This is a genomic window from Phytohalomonas tamaricis, from assembly GCF_003012345.1.
Taxonomy (GTDB): domain Bacteria; phylum Pseudomonadota; class Gammaproteobacteria; order Pseudomonadales; family Halomonadaceae; genus Phytohalomonas; species Phytohalomonas tamaricis.
Map to the genome: position 1 here is coordinate 1 of NZ_PVRV01000004.1, position 255 is coordinate 255.

Sequence of the window (255 nt, forward strand, 5' to 3'; positions counted from 1 at the left end):
GCCGACGAAGCCGATCATTTCAGGCGTCATGGGACACTCCCTGAATCAGGCCCTGCAGGCCGTGGATGGCGCTGCGCAAGGCAAAAAGAATAAACAGCGCCACCGCCACGTAATAGAGCGGGGCCTTAGGCAGGGCGAGGTCCTGGGTGACCTCACCGAACTCGGCCGCCGAATGGGCCTCGTCGACGATGCCCAGCGCAATCACCACGCCCGTCGCGGCGAAGATCAGCAGGTAGACCCCAGCGACACGCGCCT

General features: G+C 64.3%; 1 pseudogene. It reads right to left on the reverse strand.

Annotated elements, in window-relative coordinates:
* Positions 1–19: 19 nt before the first annotated feature.
* Positions 20–255, reverse strand: a pseudogene (locus C3Z11_RS00020) (TRAP transporter small permease); the annotation flags it as partial.